A 23258-nucleotide genomic window follows, 5' to 3' on the forward strand; every position below is an offset into this window, starting at 1 on the left:
CCATCAATGGATACGCCCCTTAACTTTTCTTAATGTACCCATGTAATTTGTAACATTTCTTAATGGACAAGAATTCTCTCTATTTGCTAGAATGATAGCCATGTATATAGAAAAAGTTCCTAACCGTAATTCCCCCCCCGCCGTTCTTCTTCGGGAGTCCTACCGAGAAGGAGATCAAGTCAAAAAAAGAACCCTGGCGAATCTCTCAAAATTACCCGATGATATTATCGACAATTTGAAACTGGCTCTCAAAGGGGCAACACTGTCCATGAATGAAGGCATTCCCAATCATTTTGAAGTGATTAGAAGTCTTCCTCATGGTCATGTGATGGCTATTTTAGAGACGATTAAAAAATTAGGTTTAGATAAAATAATCAGTGAAAAATCCTCACGAATCAGAAACTTAGTAGTGGCGATGATTGTGGCAAGAATCATCAATCCTAAATCGAAACTAGCCACAGCGAGAGGGTTTAATAGCGAGACTTGTAGTCAGAGTTTAGGACAATTGTTAGACTTAGAGAAAGCCGATGAAGACGAATTATATAACGCCTTAGATTGGTTATTAGAAAAACAAGAGAAAATTGAGAAGCACCTAGCAATTAAACACTTAGAATCAGGAACATTAGTCTTGTATGATGTCACTTCTACCTACCTAGAAGGAAATGGTTGTGAACTGGGAAAATATGGTTATAACCGAGATAAAAAGAAAGGGAAAACTCAGATAGTTTTTGGTCTGCTCTGTTCAGCCAAGGGTTGTCCGATAGCGGTAGAAGTATTTGAAGGAAACACTTCAGACGGTGCTACTTTAAGCGGACAAATTGAGAAAGTCAGAAAGGGTTGGGGGATTGAGAATGTTGTCTGGGTAAGCGATAGAGGAATTTTAACCAACTCGAAAATCAACGAATTAGTAAAACCCATAGAAGGATTAGACTATATTACTGGTTTAACTAAGCCTCAAATTCGGAAACTGGCTGAGGTAGAAGTGATTCAATTAGGATTATTTGATCAGGTAAACTTGGTGGAATTTGAGAGTGAAGATTATCCCGATGAAAGATTAATTGCTTGTCGGAATCCCTTAATCGCCCAGAAAAATCAACTACAAAGAGAGGCATTATTAGAAGCGGTAGAGAAGGAACTAGATTTGATTGTTCAGGCGACTCAAAGGGAGAAAAGAGCTTTAAAGGGTCAAGATAAGATAGCTTTGAGAGTGGGCAAGGTTCTTAATCAGTTTAAGGTCAATAAATACTATAACTTAGAGATAACAGAAGAAGGCTTTTCTTATCAGCGTAAGCTGGAATTAATCGCTCAAGAAACGGCTTTGGATGGTGTGTATGTGTTAAGAACTTCTCTGGAGTCAACTTTGATGGATGCAGCGACGACGGTTAAAGCTTATAAAAGTTTGTCTCAAGTGGAGGAGGCATTTCGCTGTTATAAGTCAATTGATTTAAAGGTACGTCCTATATATCATTATAAGGGTGATAGAGTCAAAGCTCATATCTTTTTATGTATGTTGGCTTATTATGTGGAATGGCATTTAAAACAGTGCTTGGCTCCTTTGTTATTTGAGGATGAAGAAATTGATGATGGTTCTCTGAATGTGATTAAAGCCAATCGGAGTGAATCCGCTCAGTCTAAAGAGAGAAAAAAACGGAATCAAGAGAACCTCCCTGTGCATAGCTTTCGGACTTTGTTGGAAGACCTGGGGACAATTTGCTTGAATACAGTGGAATGTACGATTAGGGAGGGAAGTTATCGTTTTTCTAAGATAACTCGACCGACCCAACTGCAACAAAAAGCGTTAGATTTATTGGGAGTTTCCCTGATTTGTACCCAGTAACGGGGCGGCGGAAATTCTCTTAATCCCTCCTACAGCATAGGTTATGGCCTTTTGTCAACGGGGAAGTCCAGTTATAAGTTGTCACCATTTCGGCTGAGTCTAATTTGTCTTCTTCATCAACTAAGTTAGTTGCTAAAATAAATCTGCCTGCTTCCTTTCTTCTTCTGACTATCTCTTCAGTTTTTTCTTGCCCTACGCCGCTAATTTTATAAATCGTTTTATGGTCTTTTGATTGACTGGCAATTAGGTCAATTTCTAGGATTTTAACGAGGTTTAATTTTTGATTAATTGCTCTTAATTTATATCGGGCTTGTTGGGGATTTTCAAACTCTTCTTTCTGCAAGCTCTTGAGAATTCTCTCCCCTTTGTCTTTTTCTTTTTTCAGGTTATTTTCTAGTTTTTTTAAGTCACTTATTTGTCTTTTTTCACTGGTTACTATTAGCCAGATTTGTTGGATTCCCCCATAAGTCACTTTTTCTTCTTTCCAGGTATATCCTTCTAAATTTAGCTCTGCCCTTTTTTCTCTTTCCTTGGCCTCTATTTCTTCCATTTCTGAATTTTGGACTAATTCTTTGGCTCTTTTTATCGTCATGGGAACTCTACTTATCCATTTTAGATGTTGAATTAGTTGAAGATTCTCTTGACTATATAAGGCACTGTCACAGACCATAATACTGTCAAATTTTATTTGTTTTTTAAATTCTACTAAGATTTTGCCAAAGACAGCTTTGTCCGCTTCATTTCCATCTCCGACTCTCACAAATAATGGTACGTCTCCATCCTCGGTTGTTATTAAGTCTAAGACGCATTGTTTCAAATCTGGTCGATGGTCACGAGAATATCCTTTGGTAATAATTATTGGTCTTTCTTTGAGCAGCTCTTCTTCTTTCTCTTTTTTTTCTTCACTTTTATATTCTCCATCTAGATGAAATGATGTGGCATCTAGATGAGAATATTTTGTCTCTATTTTAAATTTTTTGATGACCGATAAGACAACTTCTATAAAGATATCATTCAGTCCATGTTTGTATAATTCATCCATGACTCTCCCAATTTTATCATCATTGATATAATCGGTTTTTATTTCTTCTCCCAATAATTCTTCGATTCCTTTATCTTCAAAAAATTGACTAAATAAGTATAAAGGTCTTGAAACAAATCCTAATCCATTGATTAGAATAGCTTTGACCACTGTTCCTGCTGAAATTTTTTCTCGGGGGTCGATTCCTAATTTAGAGTTGATTATTTCAACTATTCCTATTTCGTCAATTAGCCCGGCTACTATTCCTAAGTGATCTAGGTTTTTAATTTTTACCTCTGAGATAGGAGACAATTTTTGTACCTTTAATAGATTTTTGAGCTTTTTGATTGTCTCACTTTTTTGGGACTAATTCTCTGAGTATTTTTACTTATTTTTTCTTGAATGAGTTTATGCTACTTTATACTACATTTTGAAGTGCGGAGTGTCGGATCGAAGTAATTGCCTTACAAAAAAGAGCCGAACAACAGTACAACCAAGCACAAGCTGAAGTTTTAAAATGGGAAGAAAGAGTTAAACTCGCTCTAGATAAAGGTGATGAGTCTCTGGCACGAGAAGCTAATATAAAGAAAAAACATCACATTAATACCGCAAATATTATTAAAAATCAACTGGAAAAACTGAATATCCAAGTTGATAAACTGAAAGAAAAATTGCCAATTTTAGAAAGAAAGATTAACGAAAAAAGTATCGGCAGTATAGATACTATTTACCCTTCAGCTTTTGAGCGCATGGAAGCAAAATTTATGCAGTCAGAAGCCAGTAGTCAAGCTGACGGTGAATTGGTTGACATCGATTCACTAGAAGCGAGTAGCGATGTGGATGATGAATTAGCACTGCTAAAAGCACGAATGTTACTGGGTAAAACTGCCCATCCACCCACCCTCAAGGATTCAGCAGTAGATGCAGAAATAGAGGAATTGCGATCAAAGTTAAAAGAACTGTAAAACTTTGAGATTGTCGAGACGTATTGCAGCCCTTCTCATCAATATGAAGTATAGCCTAATCTGGTATCTAAGACCGAAGACTAGCTAATGTTAACCGTTTTGGCGTTTCCCAGAACGAAAACTTTGTACCTCATCATTAGAAAAAAATCCCAAACAATGCCGCTCAAAACCCTTTAATTCTGAAGATAATCCTAAGATTCAGCCCGAAAAAGAGCCAGAAAGGTGAGGATAGCTAGGATGGAAGTGAAAAGCAATTTTGACTCGAAATTATCCCAAGGGATCGATCGCATTTAACGAAACCCTTACCCCAACAGCATAAGACAAGAGAAGGACTTATTAAGGAGAAACCCAGCCATGAAAATCGGCGTAATCAAAGAAAGTGACCAAGGCGAGGCGCGGGTGGCGCTAGTGCCGGATACCGTCGCCCGTTTAGTCAAGGCGGGATTTGAGGTAATTGTCCAAAATGGGGCGGGAATTAGTGCCAACTTTGCCGATAGTGCCTATAGTGCCGTGGGAGCCGCCCTGAGCGAAAACGGCGAATATATCTATGAAACTGCCGATATTATTCTCAAAGTCGTCCCTCCTAGCGATAGCGAGATCGATCGCCTGAAAAATGGTGGTATCCTCATCGGCTTTCTCGATCCCCTGCGGCAACCCCGGCGCATTGCCAAATTAGCCGATCGCGGAATCACCGCTTTGAGCATGGAATTAATTCCCCGCAGTAGTCGCGCCCAGAGCATGGATGCCCTCTCCTCTCAGGCTAACCTCGCCGGTTACAAAGCGGTACTCCTCGCCGCCGTGCAGCTGCCGAAAATGTTCCCGATGATGACTACCGCCGCCGGTACGATCGCCCCAGCCAAAGTGCTGGTATTGGGGGCAGGAGTTGCCGGATTGCAAGCTTGCGCCACCGCCCGCCGTTTGGGGGCAGTGGTGGAGGCTTTTGATATTCGTCCCCAAGTCAAAGAAGAAGTGCAGAGTGTCGGGGCGAAATTTATTGAAATGCCCCTAGAAGAAGATACCGTCGCCGATAACGGTTACGCCAAAGAGGTTTCTCTTAGCACACAGGAGCGCATTTGTCAAGCCCTAACGGAACCAATTAAGCGGGCTGATGTGGTGATCACCACAGCCCAAGTACCGGGGAAACAGGCCCCGCTGCTAGTCACCAAAGAAATGATCGCCACCATGAAACCGGGGTCGGTAATCGTTGATTTAGCGGCGGAACAGGGCGGAAATTGCGCCTACACCCAACCGGGACGAGAAATCATCGTTAATGGGGTAAAAATCGTCGGAGCCGTTAATCTTCCTGCCACAGTGGCCACCAATGCCAGCCAGATGTACGCCAAAAACCTGCAAATGCTGCTACAGCTTCTAGTCAGCAAAGAGGGCAGTTTAAACCTCGATTTTGCCGATGACATCATTGATAGTGCCTGTGTCACCCACGCTGGCGAAATCCGCAACCAACGCATTAAATCCGCCCTCAGTGAACAGTTATCCGCTTTTTAGCTATCAGGATTCAGGAGGCAAAAGGCAAAAGGCAAAAGGCAAAAGGCAGAAGGCGCAGCTTTGTTCTCCCCACACCCCACACCCCACACCCCACACCCCACACCCCAATCCCCAAACCCTATCCCCTTTTTACTTAACCAATGACTGCCCAACTTTTAACCGCTTTAGTGGTATTTGTCCTCGCTTCCTTTGTCGGTTTCGAGGTGATCAATAAAGTTCCTCCCACTCTCCATACACCCCTGATGTCGGGAGCCAATGCAATTTCAGGTATCGCCGTTGTCGGTGCGCTCCTCATCGCCGGAGGCACGGATTGGCACGAATTAACCGTAATTTTAGGGTTAATTGCCGTTATTTTGGCGATGGTTAACGTGGTCGGTGGTTTTGTCGTTACCGATCGAATGCTGCAAATGTTCAAGAAAAAAGAGGCTAAATCATGAATAATGCCCTGATCACAGGGATCGAGTTATCCTATCTACTCGCCGCCATTTTATTTATCATCGGTCTTAAACAATTATCTTCCCCCGCTACCGCCCGTCAAGGCAATTTTCTGGCTGCCATCGGGATGCTAATCGCCGTTATTGCCACCTTAATCAATCAAGAAATCCTCAGCTATGGTTTAATCGCCGTAGCGTTGGTGATTGGTTCAATTATCGGCTTAGTTTCGGCGCAAAAAGTCCCGATGACAGCTATGCCCCAAATGGTGGCGATTTTTAACGGTTTAGGCGGTGCTGCCAGTGCTTTAATTGCCATGGGCGAATACTGGCGTTTACTGCAAAGTGGTGAAAATATTGCCTTTGACTCGATACTGATCGCTATTTTGGGTATATTGATCGGTGGTGTCACTTTTACCGGTAGTGTCCTCGCTTTTGCCAAATTACAGGAATTAATCAGTGGTGCACCCGTAACTTTTCCTTTCCAGCAACCCTTTAACATTCTCTTACTACTCACCTTTTTAGGGGGTAGTGTCTATCTCTTTTTTAATCCCACCTCGATCGATGTTTTCCTGACTTTGGTGGGACTTTCCCTAATTTTCGGGGCTTTATTCGTGCTTCCCATCGGCGGCGGCGATATGCCCGTGGTTATCTCCCTCTTAAACTCTTTTTCGGGACTTGCCGCCAGCGTAGTCGGTTTTATCCTGATGAATAGTATGTTGATCATCGCCGGTGCTTTGGTGGGTGCGTCGGGGATTATCCTAACTCAGATCATGTGTAAAGCCATGAATCGATCGCTGGCTAGTGTACTATTTGGGGCATTTGGTACAGGTGCTAGTGCCGGAGGCGAAGCGAGCGCCACTTCTAGCCTCGATAAATCGGTTCATGCTATTGATTCAGAAGAAGGGGCTATGATGCTCGGTTATGCGCGTTCTGTGGTGATTGTACCAGGTTACGGCATGGCAGTGGCCCAAGCACAACACGCAGTGCGAGAATTGGCTGAACAGTTGGAAAAAAATGGCGTTGAGGTTAAATATGCTATTCACCCCGTGGCGGGAAGAATGCCAGGACACATGAATGTACTACTGGCCGAAGCTAATGTTCCCTATCCGCAGCTCTACGATATGGATGATATTAATCCTGAGTTTGAGCGCGTCGATGTGGCGTTAATTATTGGGGCGAATGATGTGGTTAATCCCGCTGCCCGTCATGATAAAGCTAGTCCGATTTATGGAATGCCGATTCTGGACGTGGATAAGGCACAGCACACGATCGTGATTAAGCGCAGTATGCGATCGGGTTTTGCCGGGGTAGAAAACGAATTATTCTACAATCCTAAAACTTTTATGCTCTTTGGTAGCGCTCAAGATGTGGTAGCACAATTAGTATCACAAGTCAAGGATTTGTCATAATTCTTGACAAATAGGACGGGGTTTTCACCCCGTCTTTTTTTTATCGGATTTTTCAGAGTTTAAAGATAATCAAGAACTAATTCCCCTTTGCTCACTTTTTCGGTAATTAAAGTTCTGACTAACTCTAATTCTTCCAGGGTCACTTTACCATCAGACCTCATAGCTAGAGCAATTCTTTCCCTTTCCCCTTGAGTGATCACGCCATCAACACTAGCCTGTTCGATAATAGCGCGCAACTTTTCTAGTTCCTGTTGTTCTTCGGCGGTTAATTCTGCTTGATTAGGACGAGATATTTCCATAAAAATTTCTCCTTGAGGGATCAACACAAACTTGGTAATTTTTTCTAAGTAGTGGAACCCATGGCAGTTATCCCCAGTCAGCATCAGGAATTAGGGACGATGCCTAATCAGTTTACGCTTCATATTTGCTCGGAAACCCTCTCAACAAATACGTTTGTATTAAGAAACATTAATAAAGCTGAGAGCCTTGACTATTGCCTCTGGGTTATTCCCTTGCCTCACGGTTAACTTTAATTTTGTTCGACCACTTAGAGTTGGCGAATACATTATAGCAGTTATCTTAATGGTGAGAGAAACGCTGTAGTATAACTTTGTGTCTTTGTGCTTGACGAAAAAAGCTGTCTTGTCCGCTCCAGAAACTAGGTTAATTTAATCTAATTCTACCTGCAAGGCTCGCAATTTCGCCTCTAGCATTTGCCCTCGTTGTTCAGCAGTTTCTGCCCGTTACGGAATGGGAATGTTTTTTAAACTTAGGGTAGCCTTTCTTTACTTTAACTTTATTTTGGCAATTATCGTAAAAACGAGTAATTGCCCGCAAGGTTCTTTCTACAGCAGTCTGGCAAGCATGGGAGTTTAAATCATCAACAAATTTAAACTCTTTTCTTAATGCTGTGTTGTACCGAAATAACTCTGTTTTGCCAACACCAGGATTATCCATCCAATAACGCAGGACTTTATTCCGAACAAATTGGGTTGTCCGTATTGCTTCGTTAATGGCTTCTATCTGATTAGGTTTTGGCTTAACTTTGTATTTTAGTACAAACATTTTGACAATGCTTGACCGAGTATCAACATCTTAATACAAAATTCCTTAAGTTGACAATACATATTTATTTAAAGCTGCCCGACCCTACACTAAAGGAAGGGTTTGTACCCAAATTTTCGATCAAACTAATCCTATTGAAAGATTAAAAAGGGTTTTACCATTATTCAGCAAGCCCTAATTTAGGTTATACTTCTGGCTGAATGGAAATTAATTTTGCACCACTACAAAATGTGAGACGGGGACGATCACGGAGTTACAGAACCGGTTAGGTTAAGATAAAATACCAGTGGTCGCTTTAATATCACCTAAATAGTCGGTTTTTTGTGTCTTTCCCTCGACTATCGGCTGCTACCACTGGTTTGCTGTTGTTTGTTGTTGTAATCTGAGGAAATATAGTTCTTGCGTTCCCAAGCGCCTGAACTGCATTTATCTCTCTAGTAAAAATTGTAACAGACAATACCCATTTTGTGTAAAAAAAAGTAAACGATTTGGTAAAAAATTATTTTTTGCGGTAATCCTCAACCCTCTGAGGACAGCCCCAGATTACTGTTTCCTGTTTGTAAACCACCATACCGGGCTTTGCGCCCTTGGGTTTATAGACGTATTTGGGACGGGTATAGACAACGGGAACCTGTTCACTATGGCGCGCGCGGCTATAATAAGCGGCGTAATCAGCGGCAAATTGCAGATCGGCGGCTTCTGGAACTGTACCGGGGGTTAAACGGAGTAAAACGTGACTACCAGGGATTTCTTGGCTATGAAACCAGATATCGTAATCGCTGGCACTACGAAAAGTTAGCCGATCATTTTGACGGTTATTTCTGCCAATCCATAATTCGACTCCAGAGGGAGTAGTAAAGCGCATGGGTTCGGATTCTTTGTTATTCGCCCGATTACGCTGGTAATTGCTTTCTAGATACTTCTGTTGAATTAATTCTTCTTGTATCTCGTCTAATGCCTCTAAATCTTCGCTGCTGCTATAATTTTCTAGTTGACTTAAACTCGATCGCACCTGTTCAAGATAATTAATTTCACTGACCACTTCCTCTAATAAAGGTTTCACCGCTAACCGGGCCCTTTTTAATTTCTGATGTTGTTTATACAAATATTGGGCATTCTGCACGGGATTTCTTTCGGGATCGAGAGGAATAATGACAGGTTTTCCTGTTTGGAAATCCGCCAAAGTAATGCTAGTCATTCCCTGCTGTATTTGCTGTAAATTTGCCATTAATAAATCCCCTTGCTCTTTATAGCGATCAGCATGAGCAGATTCTGCTAGTCTTGTTTGAAATCCTGCCGCTTTAGTTTGCAGTTTAGTCAGTAAAGAGGTGATTTTTTGGTTTAATTTTTGCTGTAGTTGTCGAAAGTTTTCTTGATTAATTTGGTCGCTATAATAACGGTTTAATAATTCTTGGACATTTTTAGCCGCTGCCAGCATCTCCCCACCGATAACTGTATAACCTTCTCTCGTCCATCCCGGTTGAAAAGTTTTATTTTCAAGGATTTTTAACCATTCTTGCCAGGCCGAAAAGAGCTTTTCCCAATCATTATTATCTAACTGATCCGTGTTTAATTTTGGGTTAATTTTGGCTTTTTGTAACAGCGATCGAGCGATAACGGGACTAACCCCACGATAGGTACTAACTAGCTGTTTTTCGATAGTTTTAGGGATTAAACTAACTTTCGCTTGCCAACTGCTCAAGGATTCTTCTAAACTGGGGTCTGTTGCCAATAAAACGGGGGGTAGTTGATAGGTTTGTCCCGTTTGTACGGTGCGAACACTAGACTGGGTAGCATTAACTTGATGGGCAACGGTGACAATTTGATTGTCAGCTGCAGTTAAAATGACATTGCTATATTTGCCCATAATTTCTATATACAAATGCCACAGCGCCGGATCATCGGGACGTTTGGCAAATTGCAGATCAATGACTCTTTCCCACGGGGCAACAAATGCTAATTTTGTCAGGGCAAAACCATTGAGTTGATGACGCAATTGATCGCTGAAAGTGAAGGTATCAGGGACTTTCGGCGGTGGATCACCAATATGCAGCCGCGCCCCTTGGGGATGCCAAGAAATAATTAACCATCCCTTGCGATCGAAGGTTCGTAAATGGAGGGCGATGGTTTGGCGATCAATTTGATACACTTGTTCTAGTCTGGCTGGCAGCCAAGGGGCGGCAATTTCGGCACAAGTGGCACTGAGGGTGGTAAAGTCTAGGGATTGCATTTTCAGGATTCAGGAAATCTTCTCGATGCCAAAGTTGGCACCGCCAAGCATGAAAATATAATAGCTTCCCACTAAGGCTAAGACAAAAAAGTTGTTTCCTCAATTAAAAACAGATTTGGTGTCAGAATCTATCGGTGGAGGTATCCCAGTCTTAGCCGAAAAGCTGAGGAGTGCCTTTTCTGAGTTTTCTCTAGATGGCTATTAGCAACTGCACAAGCGTCCATCTTCCATGTGAACAATGCGATCAGCAATATCTAAAATCCGATTATCGTGGGTAACGAGTACAATAGTACGGCGCTGTTCTTTGGCTAAACGTTGCATCAAATTTACCACGTCTCGTCCCGTTTTACTATCGAGGGCGGCTGTTGGTTCATCGGCTAAAACTAATGGGGGATTACCGGCCAAAGCTCGCGCGATCGCTACCCTTTGCTTTTGTCCCCCGGATAAGCTATCTGGATAATAGTCGATCCGATGTCCTAAGCCGACTTTTTCTAATATCAAAGCAGCGCGTTCTTCTGTTTCCCGTCCGCCGAGATGTTCCTGAAGCTCGATCGACATTTGTACATTCTGTCTTGCGGTCAGAAAGGGTAACAAATTATGGGCTTGAAAAATATAACCAATTTGACGGCGGGTTTGGACTAATTGTTCTTCACTAGCCCCCCGTAATTCTTTTTCAAAATGCTGTAAGCTTCCTTCTTGAACAGAGCGTAGGCCACCGATTAAGGATAGTAAGGTTGTTTTTCCGGAACCAGAGGGGCCAGTTAAAATAACGATCTCTCCCTCTGTGATTTTTAAGTTGATCTGAAAAAGAACTTGTTTTTTCAGCGTTCCTTGACCGAAATAGTGATTGAGGTTTTGAATATCAATAACGTCCATAGACAGCCTCTTTCCTTGAGATGAGGTATAGATATTTGTTTCTTTTTTCTAAAAAATATCGGCTGGATCGGCATCTTGCAATTTTTTAACAGCAGTGGCTCCTGAAACGAAGGCCATGACTAAGGTTAAGATAAAGACAAAAACCGCTCGATCAAGCGACATATTGACAGGTAATAAGGTGGCATTTTTAGTCAACTCATATTGAATATTAGCGATCAAAAAACCTGGAATATATCCGAGAACAGCAATTAAAAAAGCCTGTTGTAAAACCATTGATAAGAGATAGCTATGACGATAGCCCATCGCTTTTAGGGTGGCGTATTCTGAAAGATGTTCCGAAACATTTGTATAGAGAATTTGATAGACAACGACAATTCCAACAATAATTCCCAGGATAACACCTAAATTAAAAATGAAACCAATCGCCGTACTACTTTGCCAATAATTCTTCTCAAATTGAATCAACTGTTGCTTTGATAAAACTTTAATATCATTAGGTAAATATGCTTGAATATCTTCGATAAATTTATTGATATTAGTTCCTGGTTTTAGACGAATTAAGCCAATATTAATTAATCCATAAGAACGGTTGCTAAAAATTCTTAAAAAATTCAAATGGCTCATGATTAAATTACCATCTGAACCAAAAGAAGTTCCCAGTTTAAATAAGCCAGCGACTTCTATTTTGCGGTTGTTACCCTTATTGCTAACCTCAGTAATAACCGATCCCTTTTTTTCAAAATCAGCAACAATAGGACCAAATTCAGAGCGAGAATCTTGATCAAATAAAACTTGATCGGGAAGTTTTAATAGATCCATATTTTCTGCGAGACCGGGTAAATCAAATGCCAAATGTTTAAGATCAAATCCAATCACGAATATATTACGCCAATAATTACGAGTTTCAGGGTTTTTCCACTGAGCAAAATCTAAATAAATCGGGCTGACAAAATCTACTTCTTCAAAAGCCAAGGTTTGGAGTAATCGCCGTTGAGGAAAACTTTCCATGCCAATCAGTGAAGTGGTACGAGGACTAATTAAAAAACAGTCCCCTTGTAGAGCTTGGTGAAGCCGAACAGCACTATCAAACAAAGCATCCCGAATCCCCAATTGCATAAAGACAATTACAACCGCAAAAATAACCCCCGATAGAGCCACCAGTAACCTGGTTTTTTGGTAGCGTAATTGCAACCAAGCTGTCGGTAACTTCCCGTGGAATATTTTCATCTTTTGCTCCTCCTAAAGATTCTAGATTGCTCGCGGCTGACTTGTTGACAAATACTACTCCTTATTTAAGACTTTGACCTAACATTATCTCAAGGCTAAAAGTCTTTCTAGATAAGAAATTTAACTAAATAGGTATTCATTTCATATATAGAACTATTTAGTTAGCGCACAACCTAAAAGCAGGCTGTGATTGGGTTATAATTTTTCGATAGCTCTTTTAAAGATTAGTTTTGTTCGTATCGATCACCACATTGACTTGTAAATTAGTCAAGTTAGCCACTTTCTTACTAGAAGATGGATCGAGACGAATTTTGACTTCCACCACTCGCGCATCTGCATCAGCAACTGGATCGGTACCCAAGACATCTTTTTTGCCAATTTGTAAGCCAATTTCAGCGACGGTTCCCCTTAGTTCCCCAATCAATCCATCGGTGGTAATTTTTGCCCGTTGTCCTAGTTTAACCCGACTCACATCGGTTTCGTAAACTTCGCTAGTGACATACATTTGACTGGTTTGACCGAGATCGAGGATGCCTTTATCACCAATTAATTCACCAGGCCAAGTATAAATTTTGAGAATTTGCCCCGCTTTGGGAGCTTTGACAAAAGCTAAATCTAAATCAGCTTTTGCTTTTTGGACAGCACTTTTAGCGGCGATTAATTGGGATTGAGCAACTTCAACATCTACGGGACGGACTTCCGCAACCGCATCTAAGGTCGCTTGATTTTCTTTGATTTTCTGATCTAGAGTTGCTACCGTGCGCTGAAGATTAGCTTCAGCTTCATCAATTCTTGCGGTTAGAGTGGTGACAATTCGACTTAAATTAGCGTTGGCTTCTCGCAGACTTTCTTGGCTAGTTTGAGCCATCAGACAGAAGCGATCGCGTTCTTGCTCTGAGACCGCACCTTCTTGGTATAGAGTATGGTAACGCTGACAATCTTTTTGAGCATTGTGAAACTCAGCTTTAATGCGCTCAATAGTGGCATACTGAGCCATTTTTTCCCCTTGTAATTGAGCCGTTAAACTGGCAATAGTAGCTTTTTGGGTGATAATTTGCCCTTCTAATTCGGAGCGAGTCCCTTCAAATCTGGCATTTTGGGCAATAATATCCCCCTGTTTTGCGCCAGCTTTTACCTGAGCTAAAAGGGATTGAGAGATGCGAACTTCGTCCTGTGCTTGTTTTAGTGCTGCTTGCAGTCTATCCCGACTGTCGAGGATAGCCAAAACTTGTCCAGCTTCAACCTGGTCCCCCCGTTTTACCAACAGTTGATTAATGCGAGACCCTTCCATAAAAGCAGGAGCAGAAATCTTGATTGTTTCTCCCGCCGGTTCTACATAGCCTAAAGCCGCCACGGCTTTCAGCTTTCTCGGAGTAGTGGAAGCGACAGCCGGGGATGTTGTTTTTAAAGATTGATAGCGCCAAATTGAATAAGTCGCTACAGCGCCACTTGCCATAGTCCCGGTGGTGAGACAGGTAATAAGTAGCCAATTAGTTGGTTTGACAAAAAGTGGAGATTTCATAAGAAGCTTTACTCTCTTTAATTATCTGGTTTCATTGAGGTCTTTTCTTCTCGGTCGAGTTATTCGTTCCAAGATTTGCACGGTTATACTGCGTGGCATTAAGCGAGGAACGCTGTGAGCAAGCCAGTAATTTTTTAGTCCGGGAATGACATAATTGCGCCCGTCTTCAAGAGCTTTGAGAGCAACTGCTACCACCCGCTGAGGAGAGGTGGCACTCTCATCATCAAAGATCTTAACTAAAGATCGTGTTGCTGTCGGTCCAGGACAGAGTGCTAAAACCCTTAGTCCTCGATGGCGATACTCAGCCCAAAGCGCTTCACTCAAGGAGAGGACGAACGCCTTACTCGCTCCATAAACGGCCATGTAAGGCATGGGCTGAAAGGCTCCACTAGAGGATAAATTGATTACCGCTCCTTCCCCTTTAGCCAGCATTCCTGGGATAAATTTATGGGTTAAATCAACTAAAGCCACTACGTTAACCATCACCTGTGCGTGATCTTGCTCAAGGGGAATTTGCTCGAAGGGCGCATAGTTAAGAAACCCGGCATTATTAACAAGTAAATCTACAGTAAGTGCCTTTTCCTCGACAGCGCTGAAAACGTCCTGAGCAGCATTTTCACGACTGAGATCGACAACAATTACTTCAGTGCGGACACCGTAAACTTGATAAAGATCGGTTGCTATTGTGCGTAGTTTTTCTTCGGTTCGTGCTACTAAAATGAGATTCATGCCACGTTTAGCAAGCTCGCGGGCGAATATCTCGCCAATCCCAGATGATGCTCCCGTGATTAATGCTGTTTTGCCGCGATAATTGAACATAAACTTTTGCCTTTAAATAAAAAGTTGAACGCCGCTGCTTAGACTGCGAAGTTATTACTAACAAAAATGTTATTGTTAGTCAAATCAAGTCCAGATGATAGTTTAGCAATCTGAATTTGAGCGATTCCGCCTACACCATCGACATCAAAGAATAAAGTGGCGTTAGCTCGGTTATAGATAAATCTATCAGCTGATAGCTACTGCAGAATAAAGGGAAACATAGGGTAAAGTTGACCCTGAAGGAGTCGGAGCTAAATCCGGCACTCCATCCCCAGCTAAGGCAGTAATCAGGGGGACAAAAGGAGTAGTACCTGAAGATATATTGTGGAAGACTTCCAGTTGAACTACGTCGGCAATACCATCAACACTGCCTACATTACCCAGTAAAGGATCGCCAATAATGGCATCAACGGGATTTCCTAATAAAATCTGGGTGTTTCCCTGAAGAATTGCGGTAAAATCTGGTAAATTATTTGGACTAAAGCCAAAGTTAGCACTAACGATAACTGTGTTGAAAAAATTATAGATCTGGCTCGAGCAATTAGAAATCCAATTGTTCCCTGAACCACAGTTTAAAGAAGATGCATTGGCGGGAGTGATTGCTCCTGGCAATAGGGAAACTGTTAAGCTTATAATGCTTGGAACAAGGGGCAGTATTTTAATTTTAGAGTTTTTCATTTGTCTTCTCCTTGAGGTTAGTCTGTTGTAAGATTTTCCTGATTGCATCAACAACTAATTCAGGTTGATCAATATGAATATTATGACCACTGCTGTGAGCGATTTGTAAGCTTCCCGAAGTCGAAAGCTGGGAGGTTTCTGCCTGTAATTGCCGCCAGATAGACTCAGACACTTCTACATTTTGCCCGGAAAACATATTCAGTCCGTGAGAAATTACGACTAAGGGTAAGTGAGAGGGAAAGGAAGTTTTACTGACCAATGCAGCATCTTTTTTCATTAATGCGCTTTCGGCTAAGGCAGTATTAAAGCTTTGGGGTAGGAACTTTGCTAAAACAACAGATTGTACAGACGGGGGCAATTTTTGGACAAATTCGGGAGCGACATCACTGCCTTTGAGTTGAAGCAGGAGGCGCAAGATTCCCAGGCGAGAAATGATGGATAAACTGCGAAACATTTGCCGCGTTGCTGCCATATTTTTCCTAAATTCATTCCCCAGACGGCTATAGACATTTGCCGGTACCGCATCCACTAAAACCACTCCCACTACTTCTGAAGGATACTGGCTGGCAAACAGGCGCATATTCAACCCTCCCAAGGAATGACCCACCAGTAAATAAGGCCCGGCTATTCCCCCTTTTGTTAGTAGAGTGTGTAGTTCTTGAACCATAATCAGGCTGGTGCGAGGATGGGGACTGGGTTCACTCCAGCCGTAGCCAGCGCGGTCGTAAACACAGACAGAGGTGAACTTTGCCACTTCCGATTGAACCCAATGCCAGAGGGGAGATATTCCCCCTAGTCCATAATCCATCACCACAGTGGGACTACCTTGACTTTTACAGTGGAGATGCAAGCGATAACCCCCTACATCTATCAATTGACCAGGTGGTGGATACTTACTTAGGTCTTTAATTGTGGCAACTTGCTGGTAAACCAGTCCTAAAAGTACCAGTAGTGCCACCAAAGTAATAAGTATTCCGCCGAGTAGCCAAAATTTCATCTTTTTTCCCTATGATTCATTAGTTAACTGATAAAATTCTCTGCTAAGACCCGATCTGGAGAACTGGTTTACTATCGGTTAAGGTGAGATAAACACAACGTTTTTTGTCTAAGTCAGAGAGCCAACAGTAAATCGGAATTCCAGGACAACTAGCATTTTCAGGCGGAATGTTTGGCTCAACAAGAGTCGGTAAATCAGAAAACTTAAGCAGCGTTCTCGGCTTACCTAAATTAAGTGGAGCAACAGCGGCTGCCATGATAAATATTGAGCCAATTTCACTCAGTCCTCTACCTTCCAAGTCAACTGAGTTCCCCTGCACGAGTGCATTGAATTCTGATTCGGAAAGATTCAAGCCAATGCGGTTAATTCCCCGGCGCAATTCATTAGGCTCTAAGATGAATTGGGATGAGACAAAGGTGGCTAATTCCATGATAATTACCTCAACTAAGAGCAGGAATTTTACGGGTGAACAGCGATCATTAGTCTCAAATTAAGTAAAAATGATGATTTTTTGAATGTCATAGCGAGGGGGGGATTGACAAAAATGCCGTCTCGCCATGACAGATTATAGTTTGGCTTTGCTTAAGTTGACACCAGTGACAGCTATTCGCTCCTACTAAGCAGGAAAAGACTCAATTGTTACTCTTTCACCGACCACGTTTTGAACAACAGAAGGCGATTTCTTCTGCGGTTGATAGTGATAGTTTTTGAATTCCTCACGCATCTTCTCAATTTGGCTGTTATCAGCTATTCCTCGGGTTTTGCGCTTATAAATTACTTCGGCGATTGTGGCTTGAATCGATAGCTTCAACATCCGACCAAAGTAATACCAATGTTTCGGATTTAACCAACCAGCGATGCCAAAAGCTTTCCATTGAAAGAGAGCATACCAAATAGCAATGTAGAAGTAAGCGGCTTTCATGCTGGCAAAAACATTACAGCGCCGAGGCTCGAACTTGGTATTTTCTAAGAAATCGTCGAAGTGTTTTAAGGTTCCATAACCACCCAGCAATTGATCGGCCCGATAGGCATCCATTAAACCAATATTAGCACCCTGTGACACTAATTGATGAAATTCCTGACATAAATCAGCGAAAATTCCATTAACATTGCCATCGGCAATTGTCACGTAGCGGGGGATAAAATTTAAGTCCAGATGCCATTTACCAATATAGGTGGGAACATGGACACCAAACCACCACATATACTCGAAATAAATCCGCCAACTCATAACACTAGCATGACCGAGTTGATAGGCATGATCTCGGTAGAGACAGTTGACAGTACGAGCATAAGCTAGGTTGAAATCATTGTAAGCGGATCGTTTTTGTTCTGCTGCTGCTTCCTCAGCCAATTTAGCACGGATAATTTCTGTAACACTTTCTACCTCAAAAGCGATCATGGTCGTTCCATAGGAATAAAAAGCATCAAAAATATGGGCAGCATCCCCAATAACGTACCAGTTATCAGGAGAAAAAAGAACTTTGCTTTTGTGGGCAATTTTCGGCCAGTAATGAAAATCAACTACTTCCCCACTTTCAATCAATCGAGAGAGAATAGTATGATTGCTCTTGAGAAAATTGGAAAACTTCTCCAGGTTATTTATGCTCTGGGCGGGAATAACATCGTGATGGTGAATAATGCCAATAGATAGTTCCATCGAGTGCTTATCAATCGGAATCATCCACAACCAGTGACCCTGGCCAAAATAGTGATTGGTGGCATAATAATGGCTGGTAGATGCGCCTTCGGGATGATAGCCACTGTGGAAAATCGTGCGGTCGATATTTTTCACCCGCAGCCACGCTGAACCATTATTGAGTCCCAGGAGATTCTCTGGACCAGAAAGCACATTATCAGTTTTGCGTCCAATAATAAAATTCTTGCCTGCGGCATCGATGACGTGCTTGGCTTGAAGGGTAATATTTTCCTCGCCAACTTTGGAATAAACTGTTTTTAGCTCATCCCCTGAAGTAAGAGCGACATCTTTGACCCGTCCCTCGTAAAAATCGGCTCCCATCTGACAATTCATCACCAGTAAATCTTGCTCAAATTTAGCCCGTTGTAGGTGAAAAGACCCCACTGGAGTTTGACGGTTTGCCCAGACATGATAATAATCATCAAGGGTTTCTGTTTTTGCTGGATCTTTTGGCCAGTGGAAATTGAGACCAGATTTGGGGGGGTGGTTTTCGATTAAATAATCATGTAGTCCCAACTCTTTGCAGAGAAATAAAGCGGCAACTTCGATTAAAGACTCACCGATTTTTAAATCTTTGTCTGTACGTTCAACGGGACGGGGATCGATTAGTGCCACCCGAATATTAGGGATGTTGAGCATGAGATGTCGTGCTTGGCACAGTCCAGCAAAGCCTGCTCCCATAATGACAACATCGTATTCTCGGGATTGAGTAATGGTATAATTCATGGTTAACTCCTTGATAGTTGATGAGGTAATTGACACTCACAGATGATTGAGAGAAGAGCGTTGAATTTGATGCAAGTCAAAATCCTTAAGAATTGGTAGCTTCTGCCAGCCAAGGCTGGAGTTTTGGTTGATATTGATAAGTTTTAAACTCTTGACGCATCGCTTCAATTTCGCTGTTGGCGGGCAGTCCTTTGGTTTTAAACTTATAAATTAACTCGCCGATAGTTGCTTGTCCTGATAACCCTAATAGGCGCAAGAAATGGTAAATATGGCGGGGATTGAGACAACCTTGAATACCAAATCCTTTCCATTGAAAGAGTGCATACCAGAGGGCGGCATAAAAACAGGTAGCTTTTAAACCAGCAAAAACATTACACCGCCGCGGTTCAAACTTGGTATTTTCTAGGAAGTCATCAAAGTGTTTGAGAGTGTGATAACCCTTGAAAAGTTGATCGCCCCGGTAACAATCCATCAAGCCAATATTGACATCCTTGTCTGCTAGTTCGGTAAATTGTTCATTTAAATCAGCAAACAGTCCATCAATATTGCTGTTTAGAGTTTTGAGAAAGATGGGAATATAGGTGAGGTCCAAATGCCATTTACCTACATACATAGGAACTTGCACCCCAAACCACCACATATACTCAAAGTAAATGCGCCAACTCATCACACTGGCTTGTCCTAACTGTTTGGCGTGTCCCCGATAGAGACAGTTGACACTACGGGAGTAGGCTAAGTTAAACTCATTGTAAGCAGCCCGTTTTTGTTCCGCCGATTCTTCCCCTGCCAGTTTGGCCCGCACAATCTCCGTTATCCCTTCAATGGCTAAAGCAATCGTGGTGGTTCCGTAGGAATAGAAAGCATCGAAGATGTAAGCAGCGTCGCCAAGTACATACCAATTATCGGGAGAAAATAGGGTTTTGCTTGTGTGAGAAATCCTCGGCCAATAGTGGAAATCTACTGCTTCTCCACTGTCAATAATATTGGCAAGAATTTGGTGGTTATTTCGCAGGAAATCATGGAATTTTTCCCGGCTGTTTACCTGAGTAGAATTAATCACATCATGGTGATGAATCACGCCAATAGATAATTCCATTGTTTGGGTGTCAATCGGAATCATCCACAGCCAATGTCCTTCGCCAAAATAGTGATTAGTCGAGTAATAATGGCTGGTTGAGGCATTAAGAGGATCGTAGCCACTGTGAAAGATGGTACGATCTACATTTTTGACTCGCACCCAGGCAGAGCCCGTGTTTAATCCCATTAAGTTTTCTGGACCAAATAGGAGGTTGTCAGTCTTGCGTCCGATGATGAATTTGCGTCCTGCTGCATCGATAACGTGTTTGGCTTGCAGTTCCATTCTTTCATCGCCTACCTTGATTTTAACTGTTTTAATGGCATCGCCAGGAGTTAAATCAACATCAACAACTTGCCCGTTATAGAAGTTGATTCCCATGGCTTTATCCATTTTTAGCAAGTCTTGTTCAAACTTGGAGCGGTTGATTTGAAAAGAGGGAATGGGAACTTGTCGGTTCGAGCCAGCATGATAGTAGTCGTCGATTGTTTCAGTTTTTGCTGGATTTTTGGGCCAGTGAAAGTTAAGCCCTTGTTTGGGAGCATGATTTTCAATTAGGTAATCATGTAGTCCCAATTCTTTAGCGAGAAAAAGAGCGGCAATTTCAATGGTGGACTCGCCAATTTTTAAGTCCTTATCTGTGCGTTGTTCGGGACGAGGATCCACTAGAGCAACTTTGATATTGGGAATCTTGAGCATCAGGTGTCGCGCTTGACATAGGCCAGCAAAACCAGCACCCATAATGACTACATCATATTCGAGAGATTTTGATTGTGTTCGGGACATTTTAAACTCCTTTGAGAGAGAGATGGGGTTAATCAAGACTTAGAGTATTTCGAGTTTGTTCTATCTAGCAATTTTATAATCGGTTATTAGCCAGACTATAAAAATGGTTATTCCAGCAGCCAAGTAAAAATTACGAGCTGAAGAAATAGAGGCAAAACCAAGCAACCACGGTAGGACTATCAGAATGAACGGCACGATAAATTCAATGGTGCTGTGTAACTTGAAAGAAATTACTTTGATTAATCCCAGGGGGAAATCCGTGCTTATTGTCACCAATAGGTGAACGCCAGCAATTGCATAAGACATCTTCGCTGGTATGCCAGAAAAATTGAAAAGCATGGGGGCGAACAAAAAAGCAATAACTACGAAATAGTCTAGATACCCATGCACACGCGGACTGAAAATTTTCATTGCCATTTCCTTTGTGGTTTTGAATTGTACTAAAATAACAGCAATAATCGACAACTTATTGCTGTTAAGATTATTTTAGGCAACAACAAAGATGTCATTGTTAGTCAAGGTGAGACCAGAGGCTAGACTTGCTATCTGAATTTGCTGAGTCGCACCAATGCCATCAGCATCAAAGTAAAGAGACCCATTAGTATTGTCGTAAATAAAGCGTTCGTTAGCATTAGTAGCTGTTGTACCAATGACAAACTGAGCGACAGCCACCACATTTTCTGGGGAGATTCCACCGCCGAGATCGGCAGCAGAAACGAAGAGGGTATCGTCAGCGACTACAAAGTCGGTAATTTTAGTTCCTCCTGCGGAAGAAAGTCCAAACAAATCAGCACCACTACCACCAGTAAGAACGTCTGTGCCATTACCACCAATCAAAATGTCATCTCCTGTTCCACCGATCAGAATATCATTGTGATTGCCACCAATGAGGATGTCGTTTCCTGCTTCGCCATACATCGCATCGTTGTTATCTCCTCCATTGAGACGATCGTTTCCCTCACCGCCGAATATGACATCGTTGTTCAGTTCGCCGAAGAGAACGTCATCGCCTTTATTCCCAAACAAGCCATCGTCTCCAGCACCTCCATTGAGAATATCGTTGTCTTGACCGCCAAAGAGTGCATCGTTACCATTACCTCCATCCATGGAGTTAATCCCACTCCCACCAAACATGGCATCGTTACCATCTTCGCCAAACATGGCATCCTGACCGGCTCCGCCAAACATGGCATCGTTACCATCACCGCCAAACATGGCATCAAGTCCCTCCTCTCCGAACATTGTGTCCTCACCGGGACCGCCATTGAGAACATCAGTGCCAGCACCGCCAAAGAGAGCATCATTGCCATCGCCGCCGTTAAGAGCATCATCACCCAAACCAGCAACTAAAATATCATTGCCAGCATCCCCATCAATAGCATCATTACCTGTACTGCCTAATAAGAGGTCATTTCCTGGGGTTCCGTTGACGTAATTGATCAAAAATTCTTCCATGATTGGTTTCTCCTTGTACTTGTTGTTTTAGTTTTGGAATGTCTCTGAGTCTTAGTTTCTCTAAACTCTTGAGATAAGACCAGAGATGTTTAGGATTTTAAGAAGAAGTTAAGCTGGGTTAGTGGGACTTAAACGACAACAAAAGGCCAATCAAGGTATAATCATTGACAGATTAACGTTTCACATCGAGACTGCCCCTATGAGAGAGAACACTCCATCGGCTATGCCCCCCTGCTTTGACAACTGGTGTCAACGCTTCGATGGTTGCCTCAAAACCAAAGCCCAAAAAACAGGCTTTAGACATTACCTGGGAGGATTATTAGGGGAAAGCGAGCGAAAAACCTCAATTCAACTCAACTTAACTAAACCGAAAACAGTGTGGGTAGCTACCTTCAGTGCCAAGGTATCCAGCTTAAAAGGAACGCGGGATTTGGCGTTGTCAGATCAGAATATGAAAGATGCAATGCAATCCTTGCGGCGTTGTCAGATCAGAATATGAAAGATGCAATGCAATCCGGCTCTTCGTTACTTGCTAAGGTTTGATCGGGGGGCATAAATCGACTAAATCCTGATCTGACAAGAGACTTAATTGATTAGTTCGTTCTAGATCAACCACAAAGGTTTTCATCGCGTATAATCCCCGTCTATTACATAACACACACCGAAGAACCAGAATTACGTTAAGTTAGTTCAATTAAGAGGGAGAATCCTCTGAGGAAAGTATGGTTCGGCTCTCCATTAACCATTTTTCGATGCGTCGCCCTTGCCACATCCAAAGTCCAGTGAAGCTTAGGAGGGGAAAGACAACAATCCCGACGGCTATCAGCATTCCTGGATGATTGCGCCAGGGGGAATAGATAAAAATCCCTAACAGAAGTGATGCCAAAATGTGGATCAGTCGGAGTTGGCTTCTCAATGATTTATTCGGCTTGTA

19 protein-coding genes and 3 pseudogenes are annotated in these 23258 nt (G+C 42.2%); 6 read left to right on the forward strand and 16 right to left on the reverse strand.

Features of this window, described 5'->3' with window-relative positions:
* The first annotated feature begins 100 nt into the window (after positions 1-100).
* Complete coding sequence (locus tag ACQY1X_RS11520) at positions 101-1837, forward strand: IS1634 family transposase (protein ID WP_430015736.1); 1737 nt, start codon at positions 101-103, stop codon at positions 1835-1837.
* Positions 1838-1910: 73 nt separating this feature from the next.
* Here the strand turns inward: ACQY1X_RS11520 and ACQY1X_RS11525 are convergent.
* Positions 1911-3170 (reverse strand): annotated as a pseudogene (locus ACQY1X_RS11525) (IS1634 family transposase); the annotation flags it as partial.
* 146 nt (positions 3171-3316) lie between these two features.
* Between ACQY1X_RS11525 and ACQY1X_RS11530 the strand changes: the two are divergent.
* The 4 genes from ACQY1X_RS11530 (at position 3317) to ACQY1X_RS11545 (ending at position 7169) form a co-directional block, all read left to right on the forward strand.
* Positions 3317-3823 (forward strand): PspA/IM30 family protein, encoded by a 507-nt coding sequence (locus ACQY1X_RS11530; RefSeq protein ID WP_430014670.1) that lies wholly within the window; start codon positions 3317-3319, stop codon positions 3821-3823.
* Positions 3824-4177: 354 nt separating this feature from the next.
* Positions 4178-5326, forward strand: a complete 1149-nt coding sequence (locus tag ACQY1X_RS11535; RefSeq protein WP_430014602.1) for a Re/Si-specific NAD(P)(+) transhydrogenase subunit alpha — start codon at positions 4178-4180, stop codon at positions 5324-5326.
* A 140-nt stretch (positions 5327-5466) separates the two neighbouring features.
* Positions 5467-5763, forward strand: a complete 297-nt coding sequence (locus tag ACQY1X_RS11540; protein WP_002733247.1) for an NAD(P) transhydrogenase subunit alpha — start codon at positions 5467-5469, stop codon at positions 5761-5763.
* Entirely contained in the window at positions 5760-7169 is a 1410-nt protein-coding gene (locus ACQY1X_RS11545; RefSeq protein WP_002733654.1) for an NAD(P)(+) transhydrogenase (Re/Si-specific) subunit beta, read from the forward strand. Before ACQY1X_RS11540 ends, ACQY1X_RS11545 begins: the two co-directional genes overlap by 4 nt.
* Positions 7170-7228: 59 nt before the next feature.
* On the opposite strand, the gene ACQY1X_RS11550 is transcribed toward ACQY1X_RS11545, so the two are convergent.
* From ACQY1X_RS11550 to ACQY1X_RS11615, 14 genes and pseudogenes are all read right to left on the reverse strand, one after another.
* Positions 7229-7468: a hypothetical protein gene (locus tag ACQY1X_RS11550; protein WP_002757689.1), complete on the reverse strand. Its 240-nt coding sequence runs from the start codon at positions 7466-7468 to the stop codon at positions 7229-7231.
* 445 nt (positions 7469-7913) lie between these two features.
* Positions 7914-8234, reverse strand: a pseudogene (locus ACQY1X_RS11555) (RNA-guided endonuclease TnpB family protein); the annotation flags it as partial.
* Between the two features lie 499 nt (positions 8235-8733).
* Positions 8734-10464 carry an Rqc2 family fibronectin-binding protein gene (locus tag ACQY1X_RS11560; protein WP_430015704.1) on the reverse strand — a complete coding sequence of 577 codons (1731 nt, stop codon included), beginning with the start codon at positions 10462-10464 and terminating at the stop codon, positions 8734-8736.
* Between the two features lie 201 nt (positions 10465-10665).
* On the reverse strand, positions 10666-11340 hold the full coding sequence (locus tag ACQY1X_RS11565) for a DevA family ABC transporter ATP-binding protein (protein WP_430014605.1): 675 nt from the start codon (positions 11338-11340) through the stop codon (positions 10666-10668).
* Between the two features lie 48 nt (positions 11341-11388).
* Entirely contained in the window at positions 11389-12567 is a 1179-nt protein-coding gene (devC, locus tag ACQY1X_RS11570) for an ABC transporter permease DevC (protein ID WP_430014606.1), read from the reverse strand.
* Positions 12568-12784: 217 nt separating this feature from the next.
* Positions 12785-14089, reverse strand: a complete 1305-nt coding sequence (locus ACQY1X_RS11575; RefSeq protein WP_430014607.1) for an ABC exporter membrane fusion protein — start codon at positions 14087-14089, stop codon at positions 12785-12787.
* A 21-nt stretch (positions 14090-14110) separates the two neighbouring features.
* Positions 14111-14908 carry an SDR family NAD(P)-dependent oxidoreductase gene (locus ACQY1X_RS11580; protein WP_430014608.1) on the reverse strand — a complete coding sequence of 266 codons (798 nt, stop codon included), beginning with the start codon at positions 14906-14908 and terminating at the stop codon, positions 14111-14113.
* Between the two features lie 186 nt (positions 14909-15094).
* The gene (locus ACQY1X_RS11585; RefSeq protein WP_430014609.1) at positions 15095-15586 is read right to left on the reverse strand and encodes a hypothetical protein; all 492 of its coding nucleotides are present in this window, start codon (positions 15584-15586) and stop codon (positions 15095-15097) included.
* Positions 15573-16583, reverse strand: coding sequence for an alpha/beta fold hydrolase (locus ACQY1X_RS11590; protein WP_430014610.1), 1011 nt, complete (start codon positions 16581-16583; stop codon positions 15573-15575). The genes ACQY1X_RS11585 and ACQY1X_RS11590 overlap by 14 nt, the downstream gene beginning before the upstream one ends.
* A gap of 43 nt (positions 16584-16626) precedes the next feature.
* Positions 16627-17013 (reverse strand): hypothetical protein, encoded by a 387-nt coding sequence (locus ACQY1X_RS11595; RefSeq protein ID WP_002731634.1) that lies wholly within the window; start codon positions 17011-17013, stop codon positions 16627-16629.
* A gap of 186 nt (positions 17014-17199) precedes the next feature.
* Positions 17200-19008 (reverse strand): NAD(P)/FAD-dependent oxidoreductase, encoded by a 1809-nt coding sequence (locus ACQY1X_RS11600; protein ID WP_002733802.1) that lies wholly within the window; start codon positions 19006-19008, stop codon positions 17200-17202.
* 85 nt (positions 19009-19093) lie between these two features.
* The gene (locus ACQY1X_RS11605; RefSeq protein ID WP_430014612.1) at positions 19094-20869 is read right to left on the reverse strand and encodes an NAD(P)/FAD-dependent oxidoreductase; all 1776 of its coding nucleotides are present in this window, start codon (positions 20867-20869) and stop codon (positions 19094-19096) included.
* Positions 20870-20929: 60 nt separating this feature from the next.
* Positions 20930-21334 (reverse strand): hypothetical protein, encoded by a 405-nt coding sequence (locus ACQY1X_RS11610; RefSeq protein ID WP_430015705.1) that lies wholly within the window; start codon positions 21332-21334, stop codon positions 20930-20932.
* Positions 21335-21355: 21 nt separating this feature from the next.
* Entirely contained in the window at positions 21356-22324 is a 969-nt protein-coding gene (locus tag ACQY1X_RS11615; protein WP_430014614.1) for a calcium-binding protein, read from the reverse strand.
* A 199-nt stretch (positions 22325-22523) separates the two neighbouring features.
* Between ACQY1X_RS11615 and ACQY1X_RS11620 the strand changes: the two are divergent.
* Positions 22524-22679 (forward strand): annotated as a pseudogene (locus ACQY1X_RS11620) (IS701 family transposase); the annotation flags it as partial.
* A gap of 339 nt (positions 22680-23018) precedes the next feature.
* Here ACQY1X_RS11620 and ACQY1X_RS11625 read toward each other — a convergent pair.
* Complete coding sequence (locus ACQY1X_RS11625) at positions 23019-23210, reverse strand: hypothetical protein (RefSeq protein ID WP_002733463.1); 192 nt, start codon at positions 23208-23210, stop codon at positions 23019-23021.
* Between the last annotated feature and the right edge of the window lie 48 nt (positions 23211-23258).

Source organism: Microcystis protocystis FBCC-A270, assembly GCF_050500235.1.
GTDB classification, from domain to species: Bacteria; Cyanobacteriota; Cyanobacteriia; order Cyanobacteriales; family Microcystaceae; genus Microcystis; species Microcystis ichthyoblabe_A.